Origin of the sequence: Bacteroides sp. AM16-13, from assembly GCF_003602705.1 — a bacterium.
Classification (GTDB): domain Bacteria; phylum Bacteroidota; class Bacteroidia; order Bacteroidales; family Bacteroidaceae; genus Bacteroides; species Bacteroides xylanisolvens.
In genome coordinates this window covers 217,738-244,523 of sequence record NZ_QTLK01000003.1, presented here as the reverse complement: position 1 = coordinate 244,523, position 26,786 = coordinate 217,738, and the positions used below count along the sequence as shown (strand labels likewise).

The window sequence follows — 26,786 nt, the reverse complement described above, 5'->3', positions numbered from 1 at the left end:
AAATGAAAAAAATATTTACTATATTGTTACTATTCGGTGGCTTATTAATGAGCGGATGCAGCGATTGGCTCGATGTACAGCCTAAAGATAAACAATCTACCGATATGTATTGGGAATCTTCCGAAGATGTAGAGGCAATTCTTGCACAAGGTTACAGTCGTTTGCGTGATTGCGTTCCCTATATCATAGATTGGGGGGAATTGAGAGGAAGTTCCGTTATTGTTCCGGTAAGGTCGACTCCGGCTGGTCAAATTCAGAATTTTACAGTATTGCCCAGTACATCAGCCGTTCAATGGGGAACATTCTATCAAGTAATCGGTATGGCAAATGCTGTATTGAAATATGCACCAGGGGTAATTGAGAAAGACGAGAGTTACTATCAATCGCAAATGGATTCACATTTGACGGAAGCTTATTTCTTGCGTGGACTGTCGTATTTATATTTAGTACGCAACTTTCGGGAAGTTCCTTTGATTACTGAACCTTATGTAGACGATGCCATGCCTACTGACGTGCCAAAGTCTTCCGAAGTGGAGATTCTGGAACAAATTAAAAGTGATGTACGTGCAGCATTGGCAACTGATGCCGCTAAAGAAACATTTAACGGAACATGGGCTACTAAAGGACGTGCTACCAAATGGGCTCTATATGCACTAATGGCGGAAACCTGTCTTTGGGCGGAAGATTATGAAGAATGTGTTACATACGCTGATTACTTGATTAACTCCACAGCTCCCATACGTCCCGTGTTTATGTCAACACCTGGACAATGGTACAATATGTTTTATCCTGGTAATAGTAATGAATCTATCTTTGAGATACAGTATGACGAAACGAATTATGCACAAGGAGGCGGAAGTCCGTCAAAACTTCTTCCTTATGGCTCTGATGTCACGGTCAATACTTATATGTATTCAGAACCGATGACTATCCGCTTGATAAATGAATTCTACCAAAATCAGGATGAAGTAAATCGTACCTATTATGGTTCGTTTGCTGGTATAACTTATACCAGCTATCCGGAAAATGGTATTATTTGGAAATACTCAGGGTTGGGTGTAGCCGATCGGGAAGCAGTACGTACAATTTTGGATGCCAACTATATTATTTATCGTATGGCAGATGTGATGTTGATGAAAGCGGAAGCTTTGATTCGTATTGGCGGTTCTGCCAATTGGACAGAAGCATTGGCTATCATAAATAGAATACGTGAACGTTCTGAGTTGAGACCACGAGATGAAGTCAGTGCGGAAAATATTAATGAAGCTACTGAGGAAATATTGTTGGAAATGTTGCTGGACGAGCGGGATATGGAATTTGCTGCAGAAGGAAAACGCTGGTACGATCTGTTACGATATGGCAAGCAACAGAACTTCAAATATAAAAGTCGCTTCAAAATACTTATAATGGAGAATAATCTTACCGCGGAAAGCAGATGGTTGGGCTCTGTTTTAGACAACGACAATGCTTGGTATTTGCCAATTCCTGCCAGTGACATATCCACCAACTCGTTATTGAAGCAAAATCCTTATTATGAATAATTAAATAACGATATGCAATGAAAAAAATGAAAAAAATATACTGGATGCTGTTCATTATTTTATGTGCAGCTTGCAATGATCCGTATGACGGAGATACATATGTTGTTTTCGATATGCAGCCTGCAGGAACTTATTTGTCCAACAGGTCAGACGACTTTTCCGAATGGATTCACATTATGAAGTATGCAGACTTGTACAATGCTGTAAATCAGGCAACACAGTCTTTTACACTTTTTGTACCTAATAATGCTGCTGTAAAAGAATTTTATAATCGAAAGGGAGTTTCTTCCATTGAAGATTTGGGTACAGAGTATGCACGTAGCCTAGTGTCCTATCACATAGTACAGGATACCATTAGTCAGGAAATTTTTATAGAGAAGGAAGGGGCATTAGCAAAAAGGACCGTTTCTGATGATGTCTTGATGGTATCTTTCGGAAGTGCGGAAGTTGGAGGTGGTGGTATGCAGTCTGTTTACCTGAATAATGAAGCTCATGTAATAGAGTTTGCAAATAAGGTATCTAACGGTTATGTATATGTATTGGAAAATACGCTGACGCCACTTACAGAAAGTGTATATGCTCGTATATCTGAAAGCGGACGTCCCTACACAATTCTGAAATCTGCAATGGATGCTACAGGAGTGGGTGCGGAATTAGATGTTATATATGATGATATAGTAGATGATTTGGGTCAGACCACTCAGCAGAAACGCAATTATACATTGTTGGCAGTATCGGACGATGTATTCAAGGAAGCAGGTGTCAACAGTTTGCAAGACTTGGTACAACTGTTAGGAGCAGGCAGTGATTATACTAATCCAGAGAATGTATTGTATCAATATGTAGCTTATCATGTTTTGGATGGAAGCTATGATTTGAGTAAATTACGTAGCTTTGATACACCGGACGCAACCTCCAAAATATGGAATACACTGAATGCTGGAAGCGTGATAAGAATCAGCAAAGAAGACAAGATATTCTATTTGAACTACAGGGATGAGAATCGAGCTTGTTTTGTAGAAGACTATTGTAATTTACAAGCTAAAAATGGTTATATTCATCAAGTTTCTTCTTACTTGCCTGTGGCGGAAGCCGAACCGGAAACTGTTTTGTTTGACGTATGCAATTATTCTATTATTGGCGATTGGATAGCGGCTGGTAACGGAGAAGATGGGATCAAATTCCAAGAATCTTTTGGTACAGCAGAGAAAAAGTGTGATGTTTCAGGTCTCAATTGTTATGAATATAGCCTTAATAATCCTTCTGGAACTTATGGTAGTTATTACAATGTCACTTATTTTACTACCCGAACCAATAATGGATGGAATACTGCAAATAATATGGATTTCCTGATGTTAAACTTGGGTAATACAGGTTGGGTTTCCATGCAAACGCCATCTATTATTAAAGGAAAGTACAAAGTGACATTACGATTTGGTTACGCCACTTCCATGGAATTTATAAGAACCAGTACAGGCGGCAGTAACGGAGGGAAAATGATTTTCAGCTTTGATGGAGAAAACTCTGTTACATGCGCTCCTTATACGACAGTTCCTTCTAAAACATTAGGATGTTATTCCTATGTGCTTTATTCTGAACTGGAATTTACAGAGACTTCTACTCACACTTTCCGATTAGTGATGAATGACCCTGCTGCAAGTAAAGACCCCAACTATCGTATACTTATTGATTACTTATTATTTGAACCTATATTTGACGAATAAATTATGAAAGCAAGAAAATATATATTTGGCATTGCTCTAATCGGATTGATAGGGAGTAGTTGTACCGACACATGGGATGAGCATTATGCCCAAGATACCAGTAAGGTGAATAATACGGAGATTTCTGTAGTTAATGCAACCATTACCGATTATTTGGCTCAGGAGCCTTCATTGAGCGATATGTACCAATTGTTTAACAAAACAGGTATGGTGGAGCAACTATTGGAGAAAGAACAGATGTACACTATTCTAGCTGTAGAATCAGGTATTGCAGCAGGGGATGATCCTATATATACTGCTCAAACCTATATTTCTGATGCATCCATCTCTCCTTCTAATTTGGAAGACGGACAGCGTATTTTGATGTGGAGTGGTAAGTATCTAAATATTTCTACCACTTCTCCTGAGACTAGAGCAGTTGCCGGTGTTCGTTTCAACAATGCAAATGTTACTAAAGTTATTAAGCTAACCAATGGATATTTGTATTTATTGGATCAGGCTGTAGAGTCTCCGAGAAGTCTGTATGAAATTATTGAGAATTTGGGAGACGATTATTCTATTTTTCGTAATATGGTCAGATCACGTTATGTCTTGACATTTGATAAAAATGCAAGTACGGTGATAGGAGTAGATAAGACAGGAAATACTGTGTATGATTCTGTATTTACCGTCAAAGCTCCTTATTTCGAGAATAGAAAATTCAACATCATGTCTGAGAATCTCACTGCTACTATGTTGCTCCCTTCCAATGATGTGGTGAATCAGGCCTTGAGTACCGCACGGAAAAATTTGGCTGATTGGAATATGGTACGCGCAGACAGCATCTTGGAGAATTGGGTGTTCCAAGCTGCTTTTTTTAACAGCGTTTATAGCAAGGAAGATTTTGAAACAAACGAAGATCTGACTTCTGTGTTTGATAAACAATGGCGTACTACTGTACAGGAAGTAGACCTTGAAAATCCGATTCCTATGAGTAACGGAACGGCTTACCGTGTCACAAAAATGAAAATACCGACTAACGTATTGATTTACCGTCTTAAGGAACTTTTCAGAAACTATGAATATCTGAGCGCAAGTGATAAAGAAAAGTATTTCAACACTACGAATCTTTCATTTGAAAAGATCAGTGAAACAGACGAAGCAACTATAAATGGATGGCCGGCATTAGGATTTCCCAAGATAGGATATAGGGTACTTTATTTTACTCTGACAGATTTGGAAAATAAAAATTATACGCTGGACTATACCCCGTTTAGAGGTGAAATGGTAGGAAAAGATTATGTCGCTACTTCATACAAAATTCCACCTGGAACTTACACGTTTGCTATGGGATTCCGGCAAGCTAAAGACTTGGGAGCGATTGATTTTTCAATTTTCAAAGATGGAGAGGAAATTCAAGTTGGTACTTTTTCACAGTCTAAATTAAACAACAATTCTGCTCTCCATTACGACCGTGGTAAAGAAGGGGGATACCCGGAAAATATAGATGAAGCTGTTAAACAAGGATTTAAAGATAAAGCAAAATACGATCGTGACGGTGGTACTGTAGGCACAGTTACTATTCCAGGTGATAAAGCTTCTGAAATTGTGATCCGCTTTAAAGGCTCTGGAAGCAACTTGAAACACGCATCGTTATATCATTGGTGCCTAAGACCAACTAAGGACTGTTATTAATCTTATGAAAATAAAGACAACATGAAAAAGATACAAGTTTTATTTTTCGCCCTGTTAATTTGCCTGTTCGCAGCTAATCTGTATGCACAGGAACAAGGCAAAATAAGCGGTAAAATATTATCTACCCTGAATATTCCGATTGAGGGTGCGGTAATCTCTGTCACCGGAAGTGAAGATGTCACTACGGACAAAAATGGAGTATTTCAAATTCAATGCAAGGATCCGCAGAAAGCCAATATTTCTGTTTGGGCTGCCGGGTATTATACAGTGTTTCAGGCGGTAAATAACCGTAAGGAGATGTCTATTATTCTGATTCCCGAATCGGAGTACAAGTATAATGAGACAACGGTGTTGCCTTTCCGTATTGAGACAAACGGTGTTACTACTTCCGCTGAGAATATTGCCAAAAAAGACTTTGTGCCTGCCGGCATGAAGATAGACCGTGCTTTGGCTGGACAAATTGCCGGTTTGCAGGTAACTCGTGGTAGCGGTATGCCTGGAGAGGGAAGTTATCTCAATTTCCGTGGAGTACGTTCGTTTGTGGGTAACAATGCTCCGTTAGTTGTTATTAATGGTATACCTCATATACCGGACGTGAATGATTCTCCGTTGATTAACGGATTGAGCCGTAATATTTTCCAAGCTTACAATCTGCAGGATATTCAGAATATTACAATTTTGAAAGGTGCAGAGGCTGCTTTATATGGTTCTATGGGTGCTAATGGCGTTATTCTGATTGAGACAGATGGTGCTAATTCGGACAACATGAATACGGAAATCAGTTACTATGGACAATTTGGTATCAATTGGAATAATAAGCGTATGCCATTATTAAACGGAATCAACTACCGTTCGTATTTGTCGGATATGGGTATGAGTTATTTCGGTAATATGGATGAGTTCTTTACTGAATTTCCTTTTATGAGTGATCCTAATAACAGCAAATATGCTAACTACTACAATAACAATACGAACTGGCAGGATGAAATCTACCGGAGAGGATTCGTAACGGAGAATCTGTTTCGGGTAGAAGGTGGTGATGCTATCGCTAAATATGATTTATCTTTGGGGTACTCTAAAGAAGATGGAATATTGAAAAGTACCCAGCAGAATCGCTACCATACCCAGTTGAACGGAAACTTCTTGGTGAGTAAGAATTTTGAAGTCTATGCTACTGTCGGATTGGCATATATCAATGGCAATTATCAGGAACAAGGAATGAATATGCGTACCAATCCGTTACTCACTGCTTATGCACAGTCTCCGTTGCTGGCCCCTTACCAAAAATCTGATAATGGAATATTTACTCCGGTTTATTCTACCTATTATTATGGAATTAGCGAGAATATGGCTTATGCCGTAAGTAATCCGCTGGCTATTGTTAATACATTAGATGCGAGAAGTCGGCAGTATGACGTCAATATCAAAGCTGGTTTCAATTATAAAATGTTTCCCGGATTTTCTCTTGGTGGTGTGTTTGGGTTGTATTATAATTACAATAAAGAACACATTTTTGTTCCGGGACGTACGGATCTTACCATTGTTCCTATCACCGACTCATATGGTACAGAAGAAAATACGATACGAGAAGGTGTAGCGGAAGCCACTAACTACTTTTATAATTTAAATGCGCGCTACAACAAGTTGTTCAACAGCCGTCATGCACTGAACGTTATGGCAGGATTCCAGGCAATGACTACTTTGCAGGAATATGACGGAGCATATGCCCGTAACACTACTAATGATTTCTATCAGGTGTTGGGATCTGCAAATGCTGTTGGTCGTTATTTCGATGGTTATCAGAACAAATGGAACTGGGCGAATATCTATGCTCATGTCGACTATACTTATAATAATGTTCTGAATACTGCATTCAATATGGCAATTGACGGTTCTTCTGCCAACGGAAGATATACAAATCATTTCCAGGTATATCCGTCAGGTAGTGCCACCTGGATGATGAAAAACATGTCTTTCCTGATTGATAAAGATTGGATAAATCGTCTGGATATTCGTGCGGAATATAGTCTGATGGGAAACAGTCGTTTTTCTTCTAATTACGGAAAGTCGTATTATAGTAGTTCGCCATATATGGCAGTGTCAGGTATTTTGCGTACACAAATTCCGAATACACACTTGAAACCTGAAGTAACTTCACAAATGAACTTGAGTTTGGACGCAAGCATTTTAAGAAATCGTATTAACGTAGGGGTTGATTACTATCGTGGAAGAAGTAAAGATGTTATTATGAACATTAGTAAATCTGCAGTTTATGGTACGTCTGCTTATTATGCAAACGTCAGTAAGATTGACAATAATGGAGTAGAGCTTTCTTTACAGGCTTCACTTGTTCGCCTGCGTGATTTTGAATGGATTGTCGGAGGTAACATTTCTTTTATGGAAAGCAAAATCAAGTCGTTAGGTGGCAAGGAACAAGAAGTAATTGAATATGAAGACGGTTCCATGTTGGTGAGTCGAGTAGGAGGTAATCCATATGAGTTTTACGGACTTCAGGCAACGGGTGTTTACTCCACTCAGTCGGAGGCAGAAGAGGCAGCATTGCTGAACAGTAGTAATCAGCCATACCGTGCCGGTGATGTACGTTATGTAGATCAGAATAATGATGGTCGGATCGATTCTAAAGATTATGTATCTTTGGGTAGTGCTACTCCTGATTATTTTGGAGGATTTTACACCAACATCCGTTACAAACAGTTTGCTTTAGCTGCTGAGTTCTCATATTCAAAAGGAAACGAAGCTTACAATGCAGTAAGGCAGACACTGGAATCAGCTTCATCTTTTTCCAACCAAAGTGTTGCTGTAGCCAATCGTTGGAGTGTGGAAGGACAAGTGACCAATATTCCGCGTGCCAATTATGGAGACGCTATTGGCAATAACAAATTTTCTTCTCGCTGGATTGAAGACGCTTCTTATTTGCGCATGAAGAGTGTTACGTTAAGCTATAGTTTTGATAAGCCAGTTTGGAAGTTCTTCCGTTCCGGCACACTGTATGTGACAGGAGAAAATCTGCTTACTGCTACTAAATACTTGGGACTGGATCCGGAATTTGCTTACTCGTCCGGTAATAGTGCAATACAAGGATTTGATTATGCGAAAGTAATGCAACCGAAATCTGTCAAATTGGGTATTAACTTGAAATTCTAATGATGAAGATGAAAAAAATATTATTAAATGTCGCTTTCATTCTAGCGGCTACCTTATTGGGAGGATGTGATGATTTCTTTAATCCCGATACGGATGTTACACTCGATAATGAGGATTATATATCGGAAGAAAGTGAGATGTACTCCGGTTACATTGGTATTATGACTAAAATGCAAGCTATTGGAGACAAGGTGATTTATCTGAATGAACTTCGTGGAGAAATGGTGGTGCCGACTGCAACGGCACCCACTGAACTCTATAACTTGTATAATTATGATGATGATTTGAGTGGTAATTCGTATGCAGATCCTTCCGGATTTTACGAAGTGATTAATGCTTGCAACGATTATCTTCGAAAATTGAAAACATACGAAGAAAATAATTCTATTAACGAAAGCCATTACAAGGCGTTGGTCAGCAGTACGCTACGTGTTAAGACATGGATGTTTATGACAATTGCCAAAATCTATGGAGAGGTAGTTTGGGTGGATAAACCGATGACTTCATTAAGAGACTTGTCAAAGTTTGACGTGTTGAATCTTGATGAAACAATGGTTGCTTGTAAGAATTTGTTGGATATTGGTTTTGATAACATTGATGGAACTTATGAAACGGCTTGGAAAGACTGGGTAGATCCGGACACAGAATTAGCGAACAGTGAATATCGTCGTTGGGATATGATGACTCCGCCTTATTATGCTTTATATGCAGAGATTTGCTTGTGGTTAGGTAGATACCAGCAGTGTATCAATATGATACTTAACAAAATGAATAGTATGTATGAAAAGACCAACAATCAATCTATTGCTTTTTTACGTAATGATATGTTGTTCAGTCATTATAATAATTTTTTTAATAATGAGACACCGTATGATTATGAATCTGCATCAGCAATCATGTATGACTATCAAAACAGACAGACGAACAATCTGTTGAAACATTTCGATTCTGATTATCCGAATAAATATTGGTTAGCACCGGCCGAAGTGGCAGTTGAACGTTTCAAAGACAATGAATTCGATCCGCTGGGTAATCAAACCAAAGATTTCCGAATGGATCGTACGGTTTATGATTACAATGGAAAATGGGTGGTTTGTAAATTTCGTCCGATTTCCAGTCCTTTGCGTGCTGCTTATCGTGATGACGTATTTGTGTATACTTATCGAGGGGCAGACCTCTATTTCATGTTGGCGGAAGCTTTCAATCAGTTGGGTAGAAGAGCGGTAATAGACGCTTTAATTAATGTTGGTGTTAGTGGGTATATTAGTGAATTCGACGTTAATGAAGAAGGAACTTATTCTGGTAACTGGTATGGGTTTACCCCTCATTGGACAAATGCTAGTACCGTATACAATTATTCAAATGGAACTTCAGGAATCGCTAGCCGTAAATATGGTGACAAGGGGATTCGTGGAACGGAAGTAAGTTATAGTGGTTTAGGATCACGTACCTTTACCTCCGATAAGCAAAACAATGATGAAGAAATATTGAAAGAAATGATGCTGGAAATGGCATGCGAAGGAAAAGTTTATCCGGCTATGATTCGTATGGCAAAACGTTATAATGATAATAGTTTCATGGCGAAGTATATTTCGGAAAAGTACGAAACTACTGGCAATGCTGAAGACATTCGTTCCAAAATAATGAATGGAGACTATTTTATCAAATGGAATTTAAAATAAAGATCCTCAAATCATCCTTTGGTTTGGATTATTAGGGTGGAGTGACGCGGGTTTTTGAATGAGAATCCGCGTCATTTGTTTCAAAAATAAATACTTTTGTAAATAACAATAATAAAGAAAAATGAAAACATTCGCAGTATCTATTGCAGCACTTTTTATTTGGACAGCTTGCGGAGATGGAAATCAGCCGATAATTGACCGCGAGGCATTAGTAGAAAGGAATAGTCCTGTTGTGACGGCATTCGATTCATTAGCTTCACTTTCTGTAGGAAATGGAGAATTTGCTTATACGGTAGACATAACCGGATTACAGACGTTTCCGGACAATTATAAAAAAGGAGTTCCATTGGGAACGCAGAGCCAGTGGGGCTGGCATAGTTTCGCCAATCCGGACCGGCTTACTCCGGAAGAAACCCTGAAAGAATACGATTTTGGCAGGGGAAAGAAAGAACTTTACGCTACTCAATTCAAAGAAGAAGGCAGACAACAGGATGCCGCTAATTGGTTTCGTGTCAATCCGCATCGTCTTCATTTAGGAATTGTCGGCTTTGACGTGGAAGAAGGTACGGATATTGGACAGGTAACTGACGTTCATCAGAAACTTTGCTTGTGGGATGGAAAAATCGAAAGTCGGTTTAAATTAAACGGTGAAGATTATCAAGTGGAGACAGTCTGCCATCCTTCTAATGATATGATTGCTGCAAATATTACCTCTAAGGCGCATACCGGGATTTGTTTTCGCTTTCCGTATCCTACGGGCGCTCATTGTGATGATGCATGTAATTGGGAAGCCGTTGATAAACATACAACGACTATTGTTACTCAAAATGAATCTTCCGCAGTTTTGAAACATACTTTAGATAGCACAGAGTATTTCGTAACTTTGTATTGGGAAGGGAAGGCTACTTTCAATGAGAAAGCAAAACATTATTTTGTCCTGACTCCGATGGACGATCATTTAGCTTTTACATGTGCTTTTACTAGTACAGCTCCTTCAACGCAGCCTGTTACTGTAGCACAAACTCAAGAAGAAGCAAAAAACTATTGGAACTCGTTTTGGAAGGAAGGCGCAGCTGTTGACTTTTCGGCATGTACGGACCCACGGGCCAAAGAACTGGAACGACGTGTGGTACTTAGCCAATATTTGCTTGCTATTCAGAGTGCAGGTACTACTCCTCCGCAAGAGACGGGGCTTACCTATAATTCGTGGTTTGGCAAATTTCATCTTGAAATGATCTGGTGGCACGAAGCTCAATTTGCTCTTTGGAATCGTAGCAACTTACTTGACCGTACATTAGGCTGGTATGAGAAGGCTGAACCGATAGCGCGTCAAATAGCCCAAAGACAAGGGTTTGATGGTGTTCGCTGGATGAAAATGACCGATCCTTCAGGAATAGAAGCCCCTTCCAAAGTAGGAAGTTTTCTGATTTGGCAACAACCTCATTTAATTTATTTGGCAGAATTACTTTATCGTGCTGATCCGACTAAAGAAGTATTGGAGAAATATAATCGTTTGGTACAGGCGACTGCAGAATTTATGTACTCTTTTGCTACATACGATGAACTGGAAGGACGTTACGTATTGAAAGGTGCCATTCCTGCACAAGAAACGTTGCGTGCTGCAGAAACAGTTAATCCTCCTTTCGAACTTTCTTACTGGCATTTTGCCATGCAGACCGCCCAACAATGGCGTGAGCGTATGGGACAGCAACGTAGTCTGGAATGGGATGAAATGATCGACAAACTTTCTCCTTTGGCATCTAATAAAGAAGGGCTTTATCTGGCTGCCGAAACAGCTACAGATACCTATAAAGACATTCGTTATACTTCCGACCACATGGCTGTATTAGGTGCAGTTGGTATACTTCCGATGAATAAACTTATCCGGGAAGATTATATGAAAAATACATTGCACTGGATCTGGGATAACTGGAATTGGGGTAAAACCTGGGGATGGGATTATCCGATGACGGCTATGAATGCTGCCCGTTTGGGTGAACCGGAAAAGGCCGTCGGAGCTTTACTGATGGATAAACGCACAAACACATACTTGCCGAATGGTCATAATTATCAGGACGGTCGTTTACGTATTTATTTACCGGGTAATGGCGGCTTGCTGACTGCTATTGCGATGATGTGTGCCGGTTGGGACGGATGTACGGAGACTAATCCGGGATTTCCGAAAGATGGAACTTGGAATGTCCGTTGGGAAGGATTGAAGCCATTACCATAATCAAACACAAAAAAATATGAGTTATTTTCATCTGAATTTTATTTTAAAAGGAAAGCTGACTGTTTGTTGCCTCTTGATGTTGTCGGTGATGCCATTAAATGCTCAAAGAGAGGCAAAGCAGATCGGTGACTTTAAAGAATCCATCTCCTTGAATGAACATCTGCGAGGTACAAAAAGGACGTTGCAATATCGTCCCGATGGTGATGAGTTTGTTTGTGTCAATGGTAAGAATCGGTATACCCGTGCTTTGTACGGTAGTCACAGTCCCTTTCGGGTAGAAACAAGTGACCGACCGGTTTTTGCTTTTTATAATAACGGACGCGGAGGAAATATAAGTTTCAAAGTCATTCTTCGTGACGGAACAGAATTGGCGCTTGACTGCACCGGGCATTGTGAATCCCGTTATTCGGCTGGAAAACGTACCTATTATTTGACAGACCCGTCTTGGGGAAAAGGAGAACTGCGTATTTCTGTATTGGCATTAGCCGATATGGATGGAGCTATTTGGCGTTTTTCTCCTTCGAATATGCCTAAAGGAGCTATACTTCGTTGGCAACATGGGGGAGCTACCGGAAAACGTTTGAGTCGTAATGGAGATATGGGGGTAGATCCGGCTGATTGCTTCGAACTTCCTGTCGAAGCGACTGACCTTGTCACTGGTGAACTTCCTTTGCAGAAAGAAGTATACTTGGTACGTGGGGAGGTTCCCGAAGGTTATAATGTCCGTAAGCTCTATCAACAAGCGGAGGCAGCTTCTTTGGCATTGGCTTCTCATTTGAAGATAGAAACGCCGGACCCTTATTTGAACACGTTGGGTGGTGCATTGGTCGCAGCTGCCGATGGAATTTGGGACGGACAGGTTTGGTTGCACGGTGCTATTGGCTGGCGTATGCCGTTAAGTGGGTGGAGGGCCGGATATACTGGTGATGCTTTAGGTTGGCATGACCGGGCACGGACTCATTTTGATGCTTATGCAGCCAGTCAGGTGACTGATGTCCCGAATACAATACCTCATCCGGCACAAGATTCTACAATGAATCTGGCGCGTTCGGAAAAACGTTGGGGAACTCCTCAATATAGCAATGGGTATATTTGCCGGAATCCTGAACGTAACAACCAGATGCACCACTATGACATGAATCTTTGTTACATGGATGAATTGTTATGGCACTTCAACTGGACGGGAGATACTGCGTATGTCCGCAAAATGTGGCCTGTGATTACCCGCCATCTAGCTTGGGAAAAATTAAATTATGATCCGGACAATGATGGTTTATATGATGCATACGCTTGTATTTGGGCAAGTGATGCGCTTTACTACAACAGTGGCGCAGTCACCCATTCGTCGGCTTATAACTATCGTGCCAATAAAATGGCTGCTTTTCTTGCTTCTTTGATAGGCGAAGACCCTTCACCTTATCAGAACGAAGCCGAGCAAATATTGAAAGCGATGAATAACCGTCTTTGGATGCAGAGCAAAGGTTGTTGGGCGGAATATCAGGATTTTATGGGACATCGCCGGCTTCACGAAAGTCCGGGATTATGGACTATATACCATGCACTCGATAGCGACGTTGCCGATCCTTTTCAAGCATATCAGGCTACACGGTATGTTGATACGGAAATACCACATATCCCCGTGTATGCCGATGGATTGGAAGAGGGGTATGCAACGATTGCCACTACCAATTGGTTACCTTATTCCTGGAGTATCAATAATGTGGCTTTCGCAGAGGTGATGCATACAGCTTTGGCCTATTTCCAGGCAGGACGTCCGGAGGAAGCATATCGATTGATGAAAAGTTCATTTCTGGATGGTATGTACTTAGGTAACAGTCCCGGAAATTTGGGGCAAGTCAGCTTTTATGATGCTGCCCGTGGAGAATGTTATCGTGACTTTGGAGATCCGATAGGGGTAGCTTCCCGATTACTGGTACAAGGATTGTATGGCATTTTACCCGATGTATTGAACGGGAAGACGGTGATTCGTCCGGGATTTCCCGCAGGATGGTTAAAAGCTTCTATTTCTTTGCCTGACATAACCTATCACTTTGTCAGGGAGAATGATACGGATATTTACCGGATAGAGCAACGTTTTAAGGCGCCTTTGGCATTGACATTACAAGTGAATGTCGGAAGAGAAAGGATTCATTCTGTGAAAGTAAATGGGAAAGAAGTTGACTGGAGCTTTGCGGAAGCTGCTTCCGGTTATCCGGTGGTTGTTATTCCTGCTTCTTCTGCCCAAAAAGCAATTGTCGAAATTGTGTGGAAAGGAAACTGTCTGAATCCGGTTCTGCCTGAAATACAGGCGGAGGCTTTAGCGGAAATCCGTATTCCATCCATTTTAGGGGCGGTATTCGGTAAAATATATGATCCGCAGGGAGTGCTGATACAACCGAATGTTAGTGATACATCTATAAGAAGTAAGGTCAATGATCATTTGGGGCATCATACATTCTTTGTTCGCATGAAACAAGGACAGATGGAATGGTGGCAGCCTGTAAACGTACAGATTACGAAATCGGAAAAATCACCGGTCATTCTTCCTTTCTCACAGGTGAATACGTCAGAGTGCCGGATGATGAATATGGATTCTTTGTTCAATGCGAATGTGACTGATATTTTCCGGAATGAGTATCTGACACCCCGTTCGCCTTATACTACTTTACAACTTCCTGTTCAGGGCATTGGCGAGTGGTGTCATCCGAAATTAACTGCTGATATTGATGATGCAGGTTTGCGTGCCTTGGTACGTGATGAGATGCTGACTACCAAACTGGGTGTGCCATTCCGAACATTGGCTCAAGGAAGCAATATTGCTTTTACTTCGTTGTGGGATAATTATCCGGACAGTTTAAGTATTCCGCTTTCCGGTCGGGCTTCTCATGCCTATTTAATGATGGCAGGCAGTACCAACCACATGCAGTGTCGCATTGCTAATGGTATTGTTCGTGTATACTATACAGATGGAACTTCTGATGTATTGGAATTAGTGAATCCGGATAACTGGTGTCCTATTGAGCAAGATTTCTATGTTGATGGTCAGGCATTCACCGTTGTTTCTCCCCGTCCTTATCGCATTCATTTTAAGACGGGTTTGGTTAGCAATGATTTGGGAAAGGACTTAGGCATAAAGGGTGTTTATGGACGTTCCATCGAGGGAGGAGCAGGTGTACTTTTGGACATGCCTCTGAATCCTTCCAAAGAGTTAAGTCATCTGACGTTGGAAACACTTTCAAACGATGTTGTTATCGGTCTGATGGGAGTTACATTGCAATAAAATAAAAATAACATATTAATAAAAGGATAAGAATTATGATGAGAAGAACTATTAATTTACTACTGATGTTGCTTTTGGTGTCAGAGGTAACATCTGCGAATACTGTTGATTTTGATAAAGCATTTAAAGAAAGCGCCCGTATCGAAAAACAGATTAAACGGACCTCTTTCCCGAAACGAACATTTCTTATAACTGATTTTGGAGCAAAAACGGATGATGAGGCTAATCCTTGCCATGAAGCCATTAATCAGGCTATTCTACAGTGCAGTCTGTCAGGAGGTGGTACAGTAATTGTTCCTAAAGGTACTTTCTATACCGGACCTATTACTCTAAAGAGCAATGTGAATTTCCATCTCGAAGAGGGAGCTGTTTTGAAATTCTCTACAGATCAAAGCCTTTATTTTCCTGCAGTTTTAACCCGTTGGGAAGGAATTGATTGCTATAACGCTCATCCCTTGATTTATGCTTATGGTGAAAGCAATATTGCCATAACCGGAAAAGGGATTATCGATGGACAAGGTAGTATGGAAACTTGGTGGCCGATGTGTGGAGCTGTAAAGTATGGTTGGAAAGAAGGCATGGTGGCTCAACGCAATGGAGGTCGTGAACGTCTGTTGATGTATGGTGAAACATCGACTCCTGTCTACAAGCGTCTGATGAAGCCGGAAGATGGTATGCGTCCGCAGCTATTGAACTTACATTCCTGCCACACCATCTTGATTGAAGGCGTTACTTTGTTAAATTCTCCATTTTGGGTGATTCATCCTCTTTTCTGCGAGAGCTTGATTGTTAGCGGAGTGACTGTTTTCAATCGTGGACCTAACGGAGACGGATGTGATCCTGAATCTTGTAAGAATGTGTTGATTGAGAATTGCACATTTGACACGGGTGATGATTGTATTGCCATTAAATCAGGACGTAATGAAGACGGACGTAAATGGAATATTCCCAGTGAGAATATTATTGTACGCGGTTGTATGATGAAGAATGGACATGGAGGAGTCGTGATCGGCAGTGAGATTTCGGGTGGTTACCGCAATTTGTTTGTAGAAGATTGCCGGATGGATAGCCCGAATCTGGATCGTGTCATTCGTATTAAGACGAGCACTTGCCGTGGAGGACTTATAGAAAATGTATATGTGCGTAATGTAACGGTAGGACAATGTCGTGAAGCAGTGCTGCGCATCAACTTGCAATATGAGAATCGGGAAAAATGTAAGAGAGGTTTTGACCCGATTGTTCGTAACGTGCATTTGAAAAATGTGACTTGTGAGAAGAGTAAATTAGGTGTGCTTATTATCGGATTGGAGGATGATAAACATGTATATAATATCAGTGTAGAGGATTCTCATTTTAATAATGTAGCCAAAGGAGCAAATGATATTAAAGGGGCGAAAGATGTTACTTTCAAAAAACTTTATATCAATGGTGAATTGGTGAAATAGGGTATAATCGTGATAGATAAAAAATCCGGCTATGAATGAAGAAGAATGGAAGACTATCTATGACGTACAAGTTTATGTTACCTTCGTACTAATATTATGGAAAAATACAGCTCCTTATTTTTAAAGTAGTTCTTGTGAAAAAAATGAATTTAGGCTTTATTATGGTTGGATTAGTTTTTCTAATCAGTATTCCGAGTAATTCATCAACAACTATAAAAAATAAGGAAAATCCTTGGTCTTATTGTTATTCTGATGATTTGCGTTTCTTGCAATCAAAAAAGGAAGGCAGAGGTATCTCTGTCTTCCTATACACACGATGTACAGAACAAAAATATAAATTATTAATCAACTATTCAGATTATGAGGAAAGCACTTTTTGTCTTTCACAAATTTCACAGAGACGTAAGTTGTAGTTTGACAGGTGTTTACTGTGATTAAAGATCCTTTTTTAGCTCTTCACATTCTTCACACTGTTCACACTCTTAAGAAAGAAGCCCTGGTCAAAGTGGTTCCCAACTATGGAAGAACATAGGAAGACGAATATGATTGAATACTGGATTGAAATAGTAGACATGATATTAGCCAATTATAGTTGACCATATAGCCGACTTTAGTTGGCTATGTGGTCAACTTCCTTTAGCTAAGTGGACGACTCTAGTTGGCTGTTAACCTAACTTCAAAATTGGCCTGTAGAGCTGACACGATGTCGTGTTAAACTGTATACTTTATGTGTGGTTACAGTTTAATTCGTTTCCCCACCGTTTTGATTTGCCACGATTGTAATTTAATGCAAATCATTAGTTGGTATATGGAAAAAATGACATATATATGGACAATAATCCTCATTTCGAAATAGTCTGCTATGTTTTTTGTATTCGTTATTCCTTTTGGTTAGTTTTGCTTGTATAAATCTTAAAAAAACTATGAAAAGATGTATCTTTGTAACCAGCAATCAAAATAACCCCAAGCACTATATGAAATATAAATTATTATGCCTCTTCGTTTTATTAAGTTTTTCTTTATCGGATTTGTATGCTGATATTGAACTTAGTTCCAAACAAATGAGAACCAGTGATGGGCTACCTAGTAATTCTGTACGATGCATGTTTCAGGACAGTAAAGGGTTCTTATGGTTGGGTACTTTAGACGGATTGACCCGTTATGATGGAAATACTTTTCTTACTTATCAGTTGGAAAGTGGAAAACACGATCAGATTTCTTTAGCAGATAACAGAATAAAACATGTGGCAGAGGATAAGAACGGTTTTTTGTGGATAAAGACTGTACCGGAATTATTCAGCTGTTATGACCTACAGAAAGCTTGTTTTGTAGATTTTACCGGTACCGGAAGTGATGGAGAGAACTATTCGGAAATATTTATGTCCTCTAATGGAGATGTGTGGCTTTGGCATAGAAGGAACGGTGTACGCCAAATTGTTTGTGAGGACGATCGGACTATGACCTCTGTGAAGTTTAGAACGAAATTTGGAAACCTGCCCGATGACCGGATTAAATTTATAAATGAAGATTCTAGTGGCAGGATCTGGATTGGTACCATGCAGGGACTTGCGTCTGTTTATAAAGGGAAAGTTGAATTTATCGATAGGAAATTGAATTTTTCTTCTTCTTTCCCTCATGGAGAGGATATGTATTTTCTGACAAAGAGTGGAGATGTGTATCGTTGTGTAAATGGATCGAAAAAAATAGACTGTTTAGCGTCACTGTCTGCTATTGCCGGTAATACATCTGTCAGTACACATTCATTGATAAAAGATAAATGGGTTATATTTACTTCCAGCGAAGGGGTATATGAATTTGATTTTCAGAACTTTCAAATAACTCCTTGCCGGGAACTGAAAATAAATAATGGAAAAGTGATTCATGACAATTACGGAGATTGTTGGGCTTACAATAACACAGGACGAATTTATTATATAAACTCGAAGAGCGGAGAAATAAAGGATTTTCAACTGATCCCTGAAGAGAAGATGAAATATATAGATTATGAACGCTATCATGTGGTGCGTGATGACCGGGGGATTGTGTGGATTTCAACTTATGGAAACGGACTTTTCACCTACGATATTCAGGAAGATCGGTTGGAACACTTTGTTTCCGAAGGGAAGAATGCAGGACCTATAGGGTCAGATTTTTTGTTATGTTTGATGAAAGACAGAACAGGAGGGATATGGGTAAGCTCCGAATATTCCGGTTTGTCTCATATTTCCATTTCAAATAAAGGCATTACACATGTCTATCCAGAATCACCGGATGTTTTTGACCGTTCGAATACAATCCGGTTACTGACTAAAATGTCGAATGGAGATATATGGGTAGGAACGCGAAGAGGTGGATTGTATAATTATGATTCTCATCTGAAAACTAAGATAGATAATCATTATTTGCCCTATAATATTTATGCGATTTCAGAAGATAGTCAGGAGAATATATGGATAGGAACCCGGGGAGACGGACTAAAAATAGGAGATACGTGGTATAAAACGGATCCGTCTAATCCTTTTGCCTTATCTCATTCTAATATTTATTCCATTCTTCGCGATAAGAAAGATCGTATGTGGGTGGGGACATTTGGAGGAGGACTGGATCTGGCAGAATCAACGGAAAAAGGACAATACAAGTTCCGTCGTTTCTTTCAAGGAAAGAAGTATGGCTTACGGATAGTCAGAGTAATGGCAGAAGATGAGAAAGGGATGATATGGATGGGCACAAGTGAAGGTATCTGCATTTTCCACCCTGACTCATTGATTGCTAATGAAGATAACTATCATTTGTTCAGCTACACCGATGGCAATTTTTGCAGCAATGAGATTCGTTGCCTGTTTCGTGATAGCAAAGGACGCATGTGGGTAGGAACTTCGGGTGCCGGGCTGAATCTATGCGAACTGGCAGACGACTGTCAGTCTTTGAAATATACACATTATGGAATAGCGGAAGGACTGGTTAATAATATGGTGCAATCTATTTTAGAAGATCATTCGGGACAATTATGGATTGCTACGGAATATGGAATTTCAAGATTCAATCCCAACAGCCATTCTTTCGAGAATTATTTCTTCTCATCTTATACATTAGGAAATGTATATAGCGAGAACAGTGCGTGTATGGGTGCAGACGGTAAACTGATTTTTGGAACAAACTACGGATTGACGATTATTGACCCGAAGAAGATTCCAACAGAGAGATTGCTTTCTCCTATTGTTATCACAGGATTGTCCGTTAATGGAATTCAGGTGAAGCCTAATATGCCGGGTTCTCCTTTGCAAGAATCTTTAGCCTATTCGGATAAGATTACATTGAAATATTTCCAGAATTCTTTTATGCTTGATTTTTCTACTCTCGATTATTCGGATAATGGTCAAATCAAGTATATGTATTGGCTGGAAAACTATGACAAGGGATGGAATGTTCCGTCTTCTTTAAGTTTTGCCACTTATAAATATCTGGAGCCGGGCAGTTACATTTTCCATGTGAGATATTGTGATGGTGCCGGTATTTGGAATGATACCGAAACAACCTTGAAGATTGTTATCGTGCCTCCGTTTTGGAAAACGAATTGGGCTATGCTCGGATATTTCATCCTGATGTTGATAGCTTTGTACTTTACATATCGTATCATTTTTAATTTCAATAGGTTGCGCAACCGCATCAATGTTGAAAAACAACTGACAGAGTATAAACTGGTATTTTTCACAAATATCTCTCATGAATTCCGTACTCCGCTTACATTGATCCAAGGAGCATTGGAGAAAATGTACCGGACGGATGATATTCCACAAGCTTTATTGCATCCGTTGAAAGTCATGGATAAAAGTACACAACGTATGTTGAGGCTGATAAATCAGTTGCTGGAGTTCAGAAAAATGCAGAATAATAAGTTGGCTCTTTCTCTTCAGGAAACTGATGTAGTTGCTTTCCTGTACGAAATATATTTAAGTTTCAGTGACGTAGCAGAACAGAAGAAGATGGATTTCCGCTTTTTACCGTCTGTGCCATCCTATAAAATGTTTATTGATAAAGGCAATTTGGATAAGGTGGTGTATAACTTATTTTCAAATGCTTTTAAGTATACTCCTTCGGGTGGGACAATTCTGTTTTCTGTGAATGTGGATGAGGTGAAGAAGTGTTTATACATTCAGGTAGCGGATACCGGAGTAGGTATTCCTAAAGAAAAGCAGGGAGAATTGTTTAAACGTTTCATGCAAAGTAGCTTCTCCGGAGATAGCATTGGAGTAGGGTTGCATTTGAGCCATGAATTGGTGCAGGTGCATAAGGGAACGATTGAATATAAAGATAATGAAGGGGGAGGTTCCGTATTTACGGTATGTATTCCGACTGATAAAACTGTTTATTCGGAAAAAGACTTCCTGGTTCCCGGCAATCTCCTGCTGGAAGAAGCGAATATGCAGACTCACCATTTACAGGAACTTTCAGAAGAATGTCAGGAACATGAAAAGACAGTCACCACATCAAGAAAACATAAAATATTAGTCATCGAAGACGATAATGATATTCGTGGATTCCTGCAGGAGGAGCTTAGTGCTTATTTTGAAGTAGAAGTGGCTGCGGATGGAATATCCGGATTTGAAAAGGCATGCAACTATGACGCAGACTTGATTATCTGCGATGTATTGATGCCCGGGATGACTGGTTTCGAAGTGACAAAGAAACTGAAAACTGAATTTGCGACAAGTCATATTCCTATTATTCTGCTGACTGCCTTGACTTCACCGGATAAGCACCTGGAAGGACTTGAAGCGGGAGCGGATGTTTATGTTGCAAAGCCATTTAGTTTTAAGCTTTTGCTTGCGCAGGTGTTCCGGCTGATAGAGCAATGCGAAAAGTTGCGGAAGAAATTTTCCAGTGAACCGGGGGTAGTACGTCCTGCTTTATGTAACACGGACCGGGATAAGGAGTTTGCGGATCAGTTGGTGGCTGTGGTGGAAAAGATTTATTCTCAATACAACATTTCTATTGATGAATTTGCGCAGATGATGGGGATGGGACGAACTGTATTTTATAAGAAATTACGGGGAGTGACCGGATACTCACCGAATGAATATTTGCGTGTTGTACGAATGAAGAAGGCTGCCGAACTGTTTTTGACTGAAAGGAATCTGACTGTTGCGGAAGTTTCTTATAAAGTGGGTATTAACGATCCTCTTTATTTCAGTAAATGTTTTAAAGCGCAGTTTGGAGTATCTCCTTCGGCTTACCAAAGAGGGGAGAGAAGTAAAACGTAGTTATATACTTACCTTGAATCTGGTTTGTGAAGGATAGACCGGATTCAGGATAAGTATGTTTATCAGTTACATATTGAGGTCTAACTTATAGATTTCACTTCCGGCAAGAAGGAAACATCCTGTTCCGAAATCCTCAAAATCAGGAACTTTGTCGTATGTGACAGGTTGACTGTCTTTCGGTTCTTTGCCGGTTCCCTGTACATAACCAAGAAAACCATTCGGATGAACTGCATCCTTCACCATAGCATTCCATGCTTTTATGATTACAGGCAGATAGGTCTTTTTATCTAATAGACCGTTACGTATGCCCCAAGCCATACCATATACGAAAAGAGCTGTGCCGGAAGTCTCTTTGCCTCCAAAGTTTGACGGATCGTGGAGACTGACATTCCAAAAGCCATCTTCACGCTGGCATTGTTTCAGTGCTTTGCTCATGGTTAGAAAATCATTGATGTAATCTTGGTGATGTTTTTCATCGGATGGAATTTCATTCATTACCCGTACTAAAGCGGCATATACCCATCCGTTACCGCGGCTCCAATAACAGTTTTTACCATTCGGCTCTTTGTATGGAGGGTCGAAATTATGGTCTCTCCACCACAAACCTTCTTTGACATTGAACATTCCGTTCTCTCCGTGTTTATTACGGGTATATTCGTACATATCCCACATCTTGTCGAAGTACTTCTGTTCGCCTGTAAGTTTCCCCATTTTGGCAAATATAGGCATCCCCATCTGGATGGCATCTATCCACCACCAGTCGTTTACTTGTGGAGTGTTGACCAACATATCCATATTGGCTTTCGTTTTCCGTATTTTCTCAGGATCGGGGCAAATGTTGTATAAATCGAGATAGATTTGGCTGGCGCAGTAATTATCTGCATTACGGGTGGTTGTCCCACGGTGGAAGCCCCACTGGTGGTAATCCGCCCATTCTTTGGCATAGAGATAATATTCGTCTGCGGGATAGATGGAGTAGAGTGCCATTAAGCCTTCGTAATATACACTTCGTGTCCAGATATTACTGGGCCGAACTACTTTTTTCACAAAAGAAGGAGTACGATAATCGGCATATTTTTTCATGAAATAGTCGTTCACTTGAAGGGTTACTTTGAGAATTTCTTTTTTATCGGGAGCTGTTTGTGCTTTTATATTCCCGTAACTCAATATTACTCCTGCAAAAAATAGTATAAGATGCTTTTTCATTTTATAATAAATTAGATTACTATTGTTCTTAGATTGAGGCACACAAAGGTGAGCCTTTCTTTATCTGTTGCAAAGAAAATGCATTGTAAGGAAAGTGATATTGAAATTTGTACGGAAAATATGTAATATTAGACTTTATTCTTTATTCATATTAGTCATGGATAAGAACCAAGTATGAATAATTAGCAAGAGCGATTTTTTTGTAAGTCATATTGTTGTATTGATATTTATTGTATATTTGTAGAAGAGTAAGGGGAGACGAATATGAAAAGTCATACAAATAAAATATTAGAGTCTATTAAGCAGGCATTGACAGAGCATTTACCAAAAGGTGGCAAGGCTTTGTTGTTTGGTTCTCAAGCTCGTGGGGATGCACGGATTGATTCTGATTGGGATATTTTGATTATCTTGGATAAAGAAAAATTGGAGCCTGAAGATTATGATAAGGTAAGCTTTCCCTTAACTATGTTGGGATGGGACTTGGGAGCGCGAATTAATCCGATTATGTATACGATGAAAGAATGGGCTGCAAGTTGTATTACACCATTTTATAAAAATGTAGAGCAGGAAGGAATTGAATTAGTATGAAATTGACAGATGAAGAACGTAATTCTTTGGTGATATTACAGTTGGAGAAAGCTAAAGTATTTTTGAAACAAGCAGATGAGATGTTTGATATGAAGTATTGGGATATTGCTTCCAATAGATATTATTATGCCTGTTTTCATGCTGTTCAGGCTTTATTAATACAAAATGGATTATCATGTAAAACCCATGATGGGTTGATAGCTTGCTTTGGCTTGAATTTTATAAAAACAGGCAAAATTAGTGCACGTTTGGGAAGTTTTTTGGCGCGTATGGAACAATTACGGCAAAAAGGGGATTATAATTGCATTTATTCAATATCGGAGAATGAAATCAGTACGATAAAAGCTCCGGCAAGAGAACTTATTGAGACTATTGAAGTTTTACTTGCCGAATCATAACTATTCTTGTAAGGATATCATCGTTAAAAGACCATTTTTTTTATTTTTTCGGCCGCATCTGCCATATATGCAGGATTAAATTCTTCCAGTTCCGTACGTGGTCGGAATCCCCATGTCACTCCGCAAGCAGTTACACCGGCATTGGCTGCTGTTTGCATATCTACACCGGAATCACCTACATAAAGAATATCTTCTTTTTGTACATTGGCAAGTTTTAATATATCAAAAACGATTGTTGGATCAGGCTTGACATTGACTCCTTCCCGTTGGCCGAAAACGGCAGTGAAATGAATTTCCGGAAAGTAGTGGGCAACCAGCTTTTCGGTAGCAGCTTGATATTTGTTGGAAGCTACGGCAATCTGAATACCTGCGGATCGCAGATAAGACAATAACGATGAAATACCCGGATAGGGACGACTATCGTCTGCATTGTGAATATCATAATAGGGAACAAACTCGTTACGAACACGGAGTACATTTTCTTCCGTCTTTTCTCCTTCAGGCAATGCACGCTCGAAAAGTTTATTGATACCATTGCCTACCATGAAGTTGTATTTTTCTATTTCATGAGTGGGGTATCCTAATTTGTTTAAAGCGTAGTTCGTACTATGGGCAAGGTCGGCGATGGTATTTAGCAATGTTCCATCCAGATCGAATATAACTAGTTTCTTCATTGTTTTGGTTTATTGTTTATCCTATATAGACTATCTTTTAGATGCAAAGGTAGAAATAAAAAATGGATTAGATGTCTATAAAATGAAACAGTTGTGCCAAGACGTTGGCACAACTGTTGACTATGCTTGTTCAGAATAAAGCTGCTTATTTCTTGGTAATACGGAACCAGTCTACATCTGCCCATCCTCCGTCGTTAGTAACGATGGCAGGACGTGTGCAGAACATACCGACCTTAGCGCCGATCCATTGTCCTTCTCTTGCCTGGAAAGGATTGCCTAGTGGATGATACTTCTTTCCGTCGAGGCTATAGCTGAAGTTGCACATCACAATGAGGTCATGTCCGCCTTCGCTACCCTTGATTTTCTTGCCATCACAACTGAAACGAACTTTCAGGTAAACCGTATTTTGAGAAAGATTAACAGAAGCATTTGCCTGTTCCGGTTTTCCTTTATCCGCTCTTTTACATTCAACTTGAGATAAGATCAAACCTTTATCTGTATTTTCCAGAATGATTCCGGCATAATCTCTGCCCATAACAACAAGTCCGGTGCGTTCACCTTTAAGTTTAGGATTAGGGCTGAACGTAAGTTTCATTGTTGTGGTGAAATTATCAGAAGGAGTTTTCTGCAAGAGCAGGTTGGCTACATCCCACAAATTCTTATATTCTTTTAAAACTGGATAAGAATATAACCTCACATAACTCTTGTCGCCTGCGTAATAGGCCCATTTCTCATTGATGTTAGCATGCCATTGCCATTGTGGAGAAAGTGTATATCCGTCGAACTCGTCACTTTCCTGCGGAGTGCAGATAGGATATGTCTGACCTACATTCGGCTTCTTGTAAGTCAAGACAGGTTCGCCACAGCCGTCGCCGTCTTTATCGATACCGATCACAGGCCAGTCGTTCACCCACTTCATCGGTTGGAGATGCATGATACGTCCGTAAGCGCCGACATCCTGAAAGTGGAGGAACCAGTCTTCTCCGGTAGGAGTATCCACCCATGCACCCTGGTGAGGACCGTTGATCGGAGAGTTACCTTGCGCGAGTACTGTTTTCCATTCGTAAGGACCGTAGATGTTTTTAGAACGTAGTACGACCTGCCAGCCTGTCGGTACCCCGCCGGCCGGATGGAAGATATAATAATAGTCGTTTCTCTTATACATTTTAGGACCTTCGCAAGTTTGATGTGCTTCGTGACCGTCGAAGATAATACGAGAAGGAGTGATCGCTGCATTTGCTTCCGCATTCAGTTCGCAGATAGTGATTACACTTTTCAGTCCGGCACGGCTTCCTGCGTATGCGTGTACCATATATACTTTTCCGTCTTCATCCCAAAACGGACAAGTGTCAATGATGCCTTTTCCCGCTTTCACCAAGACCGGTTCGCTCCACGGACCTTTCGGATCTTTGGCTTTCACCATAAAAGCTCCCTGGTCGGGATCTCCCCAAAAGATATAGAACTCACCGTTGTGATGACGGATAGCCGGAGCCCAGACACGATTACCGTGTTCCGGTCGTTCCGGAGTTTCGATAGGAGGGAGGGCATTGGGAACTGCAGCACCGATGATTGTCCAGTTGACTAAATCTTTGGAATGAAGGATTTGCAATCCCGGCAAGCAGTTGAAACTGGATGAAGTCATATAGAAATCATCCCCTACGCGACAAGCGTCCGGATCGGAGTAGTCGGCATAAAGTACCGGATTTTTGTATTTACCGTTTCCGAGGTCGGAAACCCATACTTCAGATACATAGTTCTTCTGTGCTACTGCGGTGAAAACCGTTAATAAGCAAAAGGCTAAAGTCTGTGTCAATCGTTTCATGTTATAGATAGATTATTTTATAGATATGATTCGTTGGTTTTATCTGATGGCAAAGGTAAATAAAAAGACTCTGCACAAGGAGGAATATTTGTG

The 26,786-nt window shown here is 40.2% G+C and carries 14 protein-coding genes; 11 read left to right on the top strand and 3 right to left on the bottom strand.

Features of this window, described 5'->3' with window-relative positions; all coding sequences use genetic code 11:
• Positions 1–2: 2 nt before the first annotated feature.
• From DW173_RS03570 to DW173_RS03530, 9 genes are all read left to right on the top strand, one after another.
• Positions 3–1,541: a RagB/SusD family nutrient uptake outer membrane protein gene (locus tag DW173_RS03570; RefSeq protein WP_049701960.1), complete on the top strand. Its 1,539-nt coding sequence runs from the start codon at positions 3–5 to the stop codon at positions 1,539–1,541.
• Between the two features lie 17 nt (positions 1,542–1,558).
• A complete protein-coding gene (locus tag DW173_RS03565; RefSeq protein ID WP_049701961.1) occupies positions 1,559–3,265 on the top strand; it encodes a DUF5108 domain-containing protein in 1,707 nt (568 codons plus the stop codon).
• Between the two features lie 3 nt (positions 3,266–3,268).
• The gene (locus DW173_RS03560; protein ID WP_049701962.1) at positions 3,269–4,939 is read left to right on the top strand and encodes a hypothetical protein; all 1,671 of its coding nucleotides are present in this window, start codon (positions 3,269–3,271) and stop codon (positions 4,937–4,939) included.
• A 21-nt stretch (positions 4,940–4,960) separates the two neighbouring features.
• The gene (locus DW173_RS03555; protein ID WP_049701963.1) at positions 4,961–8,104 is read left to right on the top strand and encodes a SusC/RagA family TonB-linked outer membrane protein; all 3,144 of its coding nucleotides are present in this window, start codon (positions 4,961–4,963) and stop codon (positions 8,102–8,104) included.
• Positions 8,104–9,786, top strand: a complete 1,683-nt coding sequence (locus tag DW173_RS03550; RefSeq protein ID WP_008645534.1) for a hypothetical protein — start codon at positions 8,104–8,106, stop codon at positions 9,784–9,786. Before DW173_RS03555 ends, DW173_RS03550 begins: the two co-directional genes overlap by 1 nt.
• 121 nt (positions 9,787–9,907) lie before the next feature.
• A complete protein-coding gene (locus tag DW173_RS03545) occupies positions 9,908–12,019 on the top strand; it encodes a hypothetical protein (protein WP_118219684.1) in 2,112 nt (703 codons plus the stop codon).
• 16 nt (positions 12,020–12,035) lie between these two features.
• Positions 12,036–15,299, top strand: a complete 3,264-nt coding sequence (locus DW173_RS03540) for a DUF4450 domain-containing protein (RefSeq protein WP_120143740.1) — start codon at positions 12,036–12,038, stop codon at positions 15,297–15,299.
• A gap of 35 nt (positions 15,300–15,334) precedes the next feature.
• Positions 15,335–16,744, top strand: coding sequence for a glycoside hydrolase family 28 protein (locus DW173_RS03535; RefSeq protein ID WP_199722813.1), 1,410 nt, complete (start codon positions 15,335–15,337; stop codon positions 16,742–16,744).
• A gap of 974 nt (positions 16,745–17,718) precedes the next feature.
• A complete protein-coding gene (locus DW173_RS03530; protein ID WP_120143774.1) occupies positions 17,719–22,005 on the top strand; it encodes a two-component regulator propeller domain-containing protein in 4,287 nt (1,428 codons plus the stop codon).
• A 66-nt stretch (positions 22,006–22,071) separates the two neighbouring features.
• Here the strand turns inward: DW173_RS03530 and DW173_RS03525 are convergent, their stop codons facing one another.
• On the bottom strand, positions 22,072–23,211 hold the full coding sequence (locus tag DW173_RS03525; RefSeq protein ID WP_049701966.1) for a glycoside hydrolase family 88 protein: 1,140 nt from the start codon (positions 23,209–23,211) through the stop codon (positions 22,072–22,074).
• A gap of 264 nt (positions 23,212–23,475) precedes the next feature.
• On the opposite strand from DW173_RS03525, the gene DW173_RS03520 reads away from it, so the two are divergent.
• Positions 23,476–23,799: a nucleotidyltransferase domain-containing protein gene (locus tag DW173_RS03520; protein ID WP_004301671.1), complete on the top strand. Its 324-nt coding sequence runs from the start codon at positions 23,476–23,478 to the stop codon at positions 23,797–23,799.
• Positions 23,796–24,197: a HEPN domain-containing protein gene (locus DW173_RS03515; protein ID WP_120143739.1), complete on the top strand. Its 402-nt coding sequence runs from the start codon at positions 23,796–23,798 to the stop codon at positions 24,195–24,197. The genes DW173_RS03520 and DW173_RS03515 overlap by 4 nt, the downstream gene beginning before the upstream one ends.
• Before the next feature lie 23 nt (positions 24,198–24,220).
• Here the strand turns inward: DW173_RS03515 and DW173_RS03510 are convergent, their stop codons facing one another.
• Positions 24,221–24,871: an HAD family hydrolase gene (locus DW173_RS03510; RefSeq protein WP_120143737.1), complete on the bottom strand. Its 651-nt coding sequence runs from the start codon at positions 24,869–24,871 to the stop codon at positions 24,221–24,223.
• A 145-nt stretch (positions 24,872–25,016) separates the two neighbouring features.
• A complete protein-coding gene (locus tag DW173_RS03505; RefSeq protein WP_120143735.1) occupies positions 25,017–26,693 on the bottom strand; it encodes a glycoside hydrolase 43 family protein in 1,677 nt (558 codons plus the stop codon).
• Positions 26,694–26,786 lie beyond the last annotated feature (93 nt).